The 8,575-nt window shown below is 52.3% G+C and carries 5 protein-coding genes and 2 pseudogenes; 2 read left to right on the top strand and 5 right to left on the bottom strand.

Annotation, left to right across the window (positions count from 1 at the left end; translation table 11 throughout):
• Positions 1-434: 434 nt before the first annotated feature.
• From JHD74_RS24895 to JHD74_RS24875, 5 genes and pseudogenes are all read right to left on the bottom strand, one after another.
• Positions 435-4,460: an RHS repeat-associated core domain-containing protein gene (locus tag JHD74_RS24895; RefSeq protein WP_199063772.1), complete on the bottom strand. Its 4,026-nt coding sequence runs from the start codon at positions 4,458-4,460 to the stop codon at positions 435-437.
• A 23-nt stretch (positions 4,461-4,483) separates the two neighbouring features.
• A complete protein-coding gene (locus JHD74_RS24890; RefSeq protein ID WP_199063771.1) occupies positions 4,484-5,590 on the bottom strand; it encodes a hypothetical protein in 1,107 nt (368 codons plus the stop codon).
• 21 nt (positions 5,591-5,611) lie between these two features.
• The gene (locus tag JHD74_RS24885; RefSeq protein ID WP_199063770.1) at positions 5,612-6,334 is read right to left on the bottom strand and encodes a DUF4123 domain-containing protein; all 723 of its coding nucleotides are present in this window, start codon (positions 6,332-6,334) and stop codon (positions 5,612-5,614) included.
• 1 nt (position 6,335) lies between these two features.
• Positions 6,336-6,620: a hypothetical protein gene (locus tag JHD74_RS24880; protein WP_199063769.1), complete on the bottom strand. Its 285-nt coding sequence runs from the start codon at positions 6,618-6,620 to the stop codon at positions 6,336-6,338.
• Positions 6,621-7,349: 729 nt separating this feature from the next.
• Positions 7,350-7,679, bottom strand: a pseudogene (locus tag JHD74_RS24875) (IS3 family transposase); the annotation flags it as partial.
• Position 7,680: 1 nt separating this feature from the next.
• Between JHD74_RS24875 and JHD74_RS24870 the strand changes: the two are divergent.
• Positions 7,681-7,872 (top strand): annotated as a pseudogene (locus JHD74_RS24870) (IS3 family transposase); the annotation flags it as partial.
• A gap of 126 nt (positions 7,873-7,998) precedes the next feature.
• Positions 7,999-8,520, top strand: coding sequence for a DUF3987 domain-containing protein (locus JHD74_RS24865; protein WP_199063768.1), 522 nt, complete (start codon positions 7,999-8,001; stop codon positions 8,518-8,520).
• Positions 8,521-8,575 lie beyond the last annotated feature (55 nt).

Genomic DNA, 8,575 nt, shown 5'->3' with positions numbered 1-8,575 from the left:
CCCCCCCCCCCCCCCCCCCCCCCCCCCCCCCCCCCCCCCCCCCCCCCCCCCCCCCCCCCCCCCCCCCCCCCCCCCCCCCCCCCCCCCCCCCCCCCCCCCCCCCTTTTCAAGCCGAAGACGGCATACGAGATGATACCTCCTGTCTCGTGGGCTCGGAGATGTGTATAAGAGACAGATCCCGTACAAAGCATTTCTTTGAGACTTACTAGCTTTCCATTCAAATGGAAAACCGATTATATTTAAAATATTAAGTCTATCTCCATCAAAATCAACTAACTCGAAGATATAGTCTGGTGTTTCAGAAACATCATTATCTCTAATTACATTTTCAGACCATTTTTTCAAATCGTCATCAGTTATTGCACCACTATATAGACAGGCAATAACAAACCCTACAACATCATAATTATCTTTATTTAATCCGGCAATCATAATTATTTCCCCTTAATCATTTTATCTCCGCCAATATGTGTAGCTTGACTATGGACTTCTGTCAATACTAACTGCATACGGCCTACATCCTGATGATGATGCCACGTGTAAAGAGGCACTTTAGATTTCCCTGATTTTATTGCAGACAATTGTTCAGCATTAAATCGTGAAGCTGGCAATTTCCCATTTTGAATGGACTCCCATAGTTCACGTGAGGCCATTTTCATTTGCCCAGTGTAAGACTGGTCTCTAAAAGAGGCTTCTGGTAATTTCGTGTCATATGCGGCTACTTTATCGAATATTGGAAACCCTCTGGTATCATAGGGGACACCCGTTTTAGAATGCACACCCCCCCTCAGTTTCACATTCGGATCATTCAATCTAGGTACTGTCGTTGATGATACATTCCCTTTTCCATACATATTTTCCAACTGCTGACGGGCGACATGTGGATCATAAGGCCCAGTTGGCGAATTACTCCCCAAACCAGCAATTAACCCCAGCGGATCTATCCAGCTAATCGGGTTTTCACAATATTGGTACTGGTTTAGTCCACCGGATAATTTGATCGGATCCGCTGTTAGGTACCGCCCAATCCCCGGATCATAATACCGGTTCAGGTTATAATAAAACCCGCTTTCCTTGTCTGCATACTGCCCCTGGAACCGCAGCGGTTGGTTAATTTCAGGCGCATCCTCTGTCAGCCATTCTTCCCGCATCTGTCCAAAGGCACTAAACCGACCTTTCCACACCGAGTTGCCGTTCCAGTCGGTCAGCTCGTGTGGCGTACCCAAGTGATCGTTTTGATACCAGTAAATTGCCGGGGACTTGTCCTTTGGATCCCGTGAAGGTTCTCCCACCACCAGCGCCATCGGGCGATAGCTGCCCGGTTCATACAGATAGCTCTGCCAATAGCCTTTGCTATCGGTTTCTGCCACCAGTTGATTGCCGCGCCAGACAAATTCCAGCAGCTTGCCGTTGACGGTCTTGCTCAGGCGGCGGTTAAAGGCATCATAAGCATAGGTACTCACGCTGCCGTCCGGAGTTTCCAGGCGGATCAGGCGATGACGGCAGTCGTATTCATAGTGTGTGACCAGCCGCTGTGCTTTACCCCGCCGTTCCGCAATCAGGTTACCAAAACGGTCATACTCAAAATGACGATCGGCATAAAACGCCAGCCGGTTGCCCGGTGCGCTGTGTCGCTGCTCATCGCTGACCGGGTTACCCCGCAGATCCCAACAGAAACTCTCGTTCGGGTTGGCGTGGTGTTGTTCCCTCGCTGCGATTGTTGGCTGAAACTGCGGCAAACGGTGGACGGGTTGCCGTGCCGGGGGAACAATAGACTGTGGGTTCAGGTAGCAGACTGAAGTTAGCGCCCCAGCGGCATTGTAGTGGTACTGCCGCGCATCATTGCCCTCGATGCTGGCCAGCTCACCATCGGCCTGATAGGCATACTGCTGTTGCCAGTGCAGTCGATCTTCTTCCGGTGTTGCCCCCGGTTCTCGCAGGCTATGTTGGCTCAGTCTACCCAGTGGATCATACTGGAAGCTGTTGACCAGTCGGTTGCCCTGCCGCAGTTGTTGCAGACGCTGGTGATGGTCGTAACCATACGCCGTCAGCGGTTGGCCTTCCAGGCTGGAGGCTTGCAGCTTGCCATGCTGGTAATGGAACTCTTGCCACTGGCCGTTGGGCTGTTTGATGCCGGTCAGGCGTCCCGTATCTTCGTCATAGCGGTAACGCATTGTCGCCCAGGACTGGTGCTCTGCTTCCAGGCGTCCGGCGGCGTCATATTGCCAGGCTAGCGGTTTTTCACCGTCCAATACCTCACTCAGGCGGCCCGCCTCGTCGTAACGGTATTCTTCCTCTTTGCCATCGGGCAGGATTTTACGCGTCAGGCGGCCCAACGGGTCGCGTTGGTACTGCGTGATGAAGGGCGGGCTTTGGTGGTCGTTGCCGTATTCGTGCTTTTCGCTCAGACGACCGCAGGCGTCATAGTGATAGGTGGTTTTGCTATTGTCGAAGCCAATCTCTTCACTCAGCAGGCCGCTGCCGGTGTAGCCAAGGCGGTACTTTTCGCCCAGTTGGTTTTCAATTTCGCTGACTTGCAGATGCACGTTATCGTAGCGATAGCGCAGGCTACCGCCGTCCGGCAGACGTTTCTCGGTCAGCAGATGCAGGGGGGCTGCATAGTGATATTCTGTGACGCGCCCGGCCTCATCGGTGAGTTGCGTCACTTTACCATAGGCATTGTACTGATATTGCCGGGTGCTGCCATCCGGATGGGTGATCTTTATCAGCCGGTCCAGTTCATCCCATTGGTAGCGGGTGATCTGGTCGTTCTCTTCCACTTCGCAGGGCTGAGTCTGTAGCCCTTGATAGCGCATCTGGAGGTGGCCCTGTGGCGAACTGTCACTGAGCAAACGCCCCAACGTATCCCACTGCAAATGCTGCTCGCTACCATCGGGAAAGCGAATATGGCTGACCTGCCCACGCGGCGTGTAGCTGTAGTGGGTGGTAGTTCCTGCCGGGCTGGTTTCGCTCTTTAATGCGCCGTTGAGATGGTAGGTATAACGCCAGGTCTGCGCCTCGTCACCGCCCCCCAGCGTCTTGCTGAACAGCCTGTCATACAGCCAGTCAAAGGTGGTGACTTGGCCATCTGGCGTGATAACACAACGCAATGTGCCATCATCACCGTAAACCGAGTCGGTGTGATACCCCAGCGCATCGGTGACCCGGACACAGGCACCGTCATCGTTGTATTCGTAGTGTGTTTCCGCACCGTCGGCGTTTTTCTCCAGCAACAGCAGTGCCTGTGCCGAGTGCCGGTAACGTTGCTGGCTACCATCCTGACGGGTTAGCGTGACGCTATGATTGGCCTCGTCCCAGTGGTAATGCGTATCCAGTTGGCCAAAGTTGCCGTACTGGCGCAGACAGCGAACGTCTTTGCCTTCACCTTGCCACTCCCAATGAAATTCTGCACCGCCCGCCAGTGTGCGGCAGAGGATCACGTGGTCTTCTCGGTAGTGATAATGCTCAATGTCGCCAGCGGCATTTGCAACACTAATCAGCTGTTGGTGTTCGTTGTAACGGTAGTGGGCTACCAGCGTACCGGGCTGCCAATGTGTCTCTGCACTGGTTCTGGCGGGATTGCGGGCCTGTAACAGCACCTGGCTGATCCCTTTAGGGTAAGCAGGGTCGTCATAGCTGAAACAGAGCCGGGCTTCGTCGTGTCCGATGGCAGCCAGACGGCCTTCGCTGTCGTAACTGGCGTCTACAGAGTTGCCGTGGCGATCGCGAATACAGCGCAGCCAGGCCATGTCGCCGTCACGCAGGAAATGGTAAGTCCCCTGTCCCTCGGTGAACTGGACGCAGTATTCATTGCCGAACTCATCCAGTTTCAGTCTCATCACCCCGCCGCCTGCGCGGTTGGTGACAACCGGCACCTCCTGGGTGGGAAGCAGGAAGCGGGTGGCGCTGTTTTCATCGTCGAAGAACCAGACAATTTCTTCCTGGCTCTGACTATCACGTCCAAAGAGCAGGTAAGGGCTGGCACTATGAGTCCAGCCAGGCCCCATCCCGCAACGTTGCTCCACAGCGCTGGTGCGGTAGAGCCGCCGCCAGGCAAAGGGAAGGACGCCAGGCAGGGTAAAATCCGTCAGTGTCAGCAATTCTTCGCCGGAGAACATGGATACCGGCTCGCCATCAACTTGGGTATTACCGACGGCCTGGGTGGGTTTGCCATTGCCGGTGATCGCACTGGCATTGGCATTGGGCTCAGTTTTAATAATCCCAATTTTGTGAGCCGACTTCTGATAGGAGAGCTCCAGCGAAGTCTGGTGCTGAAGCCTGCCCAACTGATTTTGCCGCACGGTAAGCAGCGACTTCGGATCAAACCTAGCGACCACCGTGGGTTTGGCTAACACACCGTACCCTTTGGGTACTTTGGCCAGGCTGAATAACTCTCTTACATTAGCCATGATGTCTTTGGCTTCTGTTGCCGCCTTGGCGTTCTTGAATATCTTTGCCATCTCTATAACGTTCCTTGTTCTTGTTATGCCGGAACCATAATGCTGATGTTGTCCACACCCGTCAGTACCATCTGTCCCATGCCTGGGGGCAGTACCAGATACAGCACAATCATCACCAACAGGCTTCCAAAGGCATCGGCGACAAAATTAACAATTTGTTGCGGGGTGAGGAGTTGGAAATAACAGTAGAGCGCGTCGATCAGGATGAAAACGAGGATTTCATCACTCAGCAGTGTCAGGGCATCCCCCAAAGCCTCGGCACTCTTATCGGGCAGGGCTTTCAGTTTCTCAATTCCTTCAGTGCTAATAAACTCGGCCAATTTGGCGGCATATTTATCCACATCGCTGAGCCATAACCAGACCTGTTTGATCGTGTCATACAGTTGCTTTATCTGTGACACCATTCCATCAAGAAAGGCATTGGCCGTCTTCGCCAGACTGAGTCCCCCGTTCTGCAGATAATCCTGCCAGGCCGCTCGCTGCTGCGTATTCCATGTGGTGGTCAGCCAGGCTGCATATTTGTCAATCGTTTCCTGATAGGCCGCATAAAGTGCATCCCGGTCTTTATCAGTAATATTGGTATTGACCAGCAGATGATACTGATAACCGGTTTCACAGGCGGGTAGGGTGACCACGGCCTTGCCCTGCGCATCAAAATTGTTCTGGGAGACAACTTTATCTTTACTGGTATCCCCATATCGGGAAGGAGGGCCAGAAAGGGCTGCCGGGTAATCTTGGGAACGTTGCTGAGTTATCACCACCGGGCGTTTGACCAAGGTGTATTTCGCCAGAGGTATCGGAATATACTTGGTGGAACGAAAGCCGTGGGTAATGGTAATGTTCGTAGGCTCAACGCTACAGCTCATGGCGATATTGACTGGTTTGTTTTCCAGAGGCGCAGACTCACGCTGCATATCACCAATAATAAATTGCTGCTTCATGTTCAGCATGGAGCCGTACAACCAATGACCATTGGCAGTTTTGTAGTCCTTTATCACATCTTTGAATTCAGCCAGGATGCGCTGAAAATCCAGCTCTTTATCAGCCGGAGTCGGCTTCGGCGGCGACTCCCCGCGCAACAGGCGAGTATGATTTTCAAGCGTGGGAAAACTTCCCTGTGGGTAATACATTAAGTCGGTTCTCCTTGATAATTATGATTCTTCGAGGGTACGCAGGATCTCAGCCAGGATTTGGGGATCGCGACGGCGCTGCGGAGTCAGCAGGCGGCGTATTTTTTTATCCAGTATCGCGTCGGGCCAGCGGGCAACCACATCGGGGTAATCCTGTTGCAGGGTCTGGCGGATGTTAAGCACCAAAGGCAATACCTCTTCATCCAGCAACGCATCCAGTACCCCTTGTGGGACCTGCCACCAGGGGAATGTCTGAACCGGCGCATCGGGGATAACCGGGCAGGCGAAGGCCCGGCCATTGATCCAGTAATCGGAGAACACCGGCAGAATATCGCGCCAGTGGTCACCGTAAAAATCCAGATGGCCCGGCAGATAACGCCCATCCCAGTAGCGGAAAAATACCTCTTTGCCTCCAGGCATAATCACCTTAGTCAAACCGGTAAGATGGTCAGAGATAGTGGTCTGCGGCAGCGGCGAACGTGCCAGCCAGCCCCAGTTGCGCAGGGGCGTCTCTGCCACCCAGCGCAGGAACGGGCTGCCGTCATCAAGAGCTACCAGCACCGGCATCACTTCAAACCAGTTGGCGTATTGCGTGTTGGCATAAAGTCCGAAAGGCGTGCGGCTGCCGTCCTCACGGTAATAGGCTTTGATGCCTTGTGCACCGTTAGTATTGGCCAGGATGGCGTACAGCTGTGTTCCCGCAGTGTTTCTTACCCAGTCCTGTAAGCGGTGTAGCATATTCATCTTATCCTTGATTAAAAAATGCGTATGAGCTGGACATGACCTGCCGAATAGACTTGGCGGAAATAGCCTGAAGAAGTGATGTTTGGGCGCTCAGGCGCTGAGCCAGCTTCTGTAGCAAATGGCCAATAAACAGAATGTTGAAGGACACGCCCCTGTCTTGAGCTGGCAAGATACGCGACAACAGCGCTATATCCGCATAGCTGACCGCATATTCCCTGCCGTTCGGCGCTATAAGCAACCAGGTAGAAAGTGATGTGTTTTGTTGAAAGCGATCTGAGGTAGTCACTGCAATCCTTGCTCCCTGTGCCCTAATCCATCAAGGGGCTGTCCATTATCTTGCTACCCTAGCCGTGCTAGAGAGTGATTAGCACTAAGTGATATGGCTGTCAGGCATTACATTCATGTTGTGAATTAATAAAACCAGTTCGAAAGGTAGTTCTCATCTCTTCATGGGCCAAAAGCAACTCGCCATCTGTACAGCTTGTGCTCTTGTCACAATTGAGAAAGACGCCACTAGATCACCTGATGCCACACCAGTGTTGCACTTTTCCCCTGAACTTACATGACTGGCGATCCCTGTAGCACCACGTCACCATGGAAGGTATTGTCACCTTGTAAGACCACGGCATTCCCTGCTATATATCCTCCATACTTGACATTTTTTTATCAGATTACAGGATGTTTTAGGCTGAAAGAAGCAGAAAGGTAATTGTTACTAATGAATATTTTGTGCAATGTGAGGGATGCCAAGCTTTGGAGGCACAGCAGACCTCGCTACTCACCTTTAATGTCGCGATGTGCAGACATTGGGAGGGAGCACTTGCTCTCCCTACAGCATCGTCCGAACTGCCACATGCGTGCATCGGATCGGAGATGGCTTGTTAGGCTACAAATGAATACGTGTTTTTATAAACGCCTGCATGGCTGAAAAAGCACATCAAGAAAAGATAACAACAATGGCAATGAGCGTATCAGACGCAGCGGTATGCTGGTACGGGGCGGAGGGCACACAGCAGGTGATGTCACCTGCCCACTTCTGGTTTGGTCCACTGGCGTAAAAATCCTGTTTCAGCAGGTTCTCTGTCACGGGCAAGTTGTGTTCACGGTACCTGACCGGACTAAACTTGCGGGTCGCTTTCGCCCGCATTCCCTGACGGCGCATGCTAGCAGCAATGGTTTTGATGTTGTACTCCGGCAGTTCGTCAGCAAGACGAGGCGCACCATAACGCTGTTTTGCCTCAGTGGATGGCTTACCGATGGCCTCATCGCAGATGAGACGGAATTTCTGGCGTGGGCTTATTTGATTGCGACGCAGGCACCAGACATACCAACCGCTGCGGGCTAGGGACTCATACGATAATGCTCTGGCAGAAAGTATCAACGGGTTATACAAAGCAGAAGTGATCCACCATCAAAGCTGGAAAAGCAGGCAAGATGTGGAGTTGGACTGGGTTGACTGGTTCAATAACCGTCTGCTTCTGGAGCGTATCGGTCATGTGCCACCGGTTATCGCCGAAAAAGGGGCGTTTGTTTTTTAAGAAGGTTAGCTCCAAAGCTGAGCACAGGATGTCAGATAGTGCCTCGGCTCGCTTAAAGGGCGCCACTATCGCATTTTACCGGCCCTTTGTTTTATGCTTAAGGAAAAATGAGCAAAGGGGAACAACGTGAATAAAAATGATATAACTTGGGTGGAAACAGCACCACGGCCTGACCGTTCAGACTATCCGAATGAACAGCCACTAACGCCCTATCCGGTCCATCTCTTTCCGGAAATATTATCAAAGCCTCTTTATGCCTTACACAATGACACTCAAATCCCTTTTGAGTTGATCGCAAATACCGTGCTCACCACAGCTTCGCTCGCCTGTCAGTCGTTGATCGAAGTGATCCAGCCACACACGAATACACCGGCCCCTTGTTCTCTCTACTTTTTTTCTATTGCGGAATCAGGCGCAGGGAAATCTACTGTCAAAAATGTCATCATGAAGCCATTCTATGATTTTGATGAAATAATGCGGCGCGAGTACCGTGATAAAAAAGCGCATTATGATGCAAAAATAGAAGCGTGGAAAATAAAGAACAAAACACTCATTAAAAATCTTAGTAAAGCCATTGACAAAAATTACAATGGGGAAACCGAATCTTTAAAAATTGTTGAACACGCCCTGTCTCTTATACACATCTAAAAAGGGGGGGGGGGGGGGGGGGGGGGGGGGGGGGGGGGGGGGGGGGGGGGGGGGG

The organism is Serratia sp. ASV30 (assembly GCF_016428815.1).
GTDB classification, from domain to species: domain Bacteria; phylum Pseudomonadota; class Gammaproteobacteria; order Enterobacterales; family Enterobacteriaceae; genus Chania; species Chania fonticola_C.
The sequence above is the reverse complement of the archived record's forward strand: the minus strand, read 5'-3'. Positions and strand labels throughout refer to the sequence as shown.

Coding starts and splice junctions, on each gene's coding strand:
- JHD74_RS24895 (WP_199063772.1), bottom strand. CDS start 4,460: ATGGCAAAGATATTCAAGAACGCCAAGGCGGCAACAGAAGCCAAAGAC.
- JHD74_RS24890 (WP_199063771.1), bottom strand. CDS start 5,590: ATGTATTACCCACAGGGAAGTTTTCCCACGCTTGAAAATCATACTCGC.
- JHD74_RS24885 (WP_199063770.1), bottom strand. CDS start 6,334: ATGAATATGCTACACCGCTTACAGGACTGGGTAAGAAACACTGCGGGA.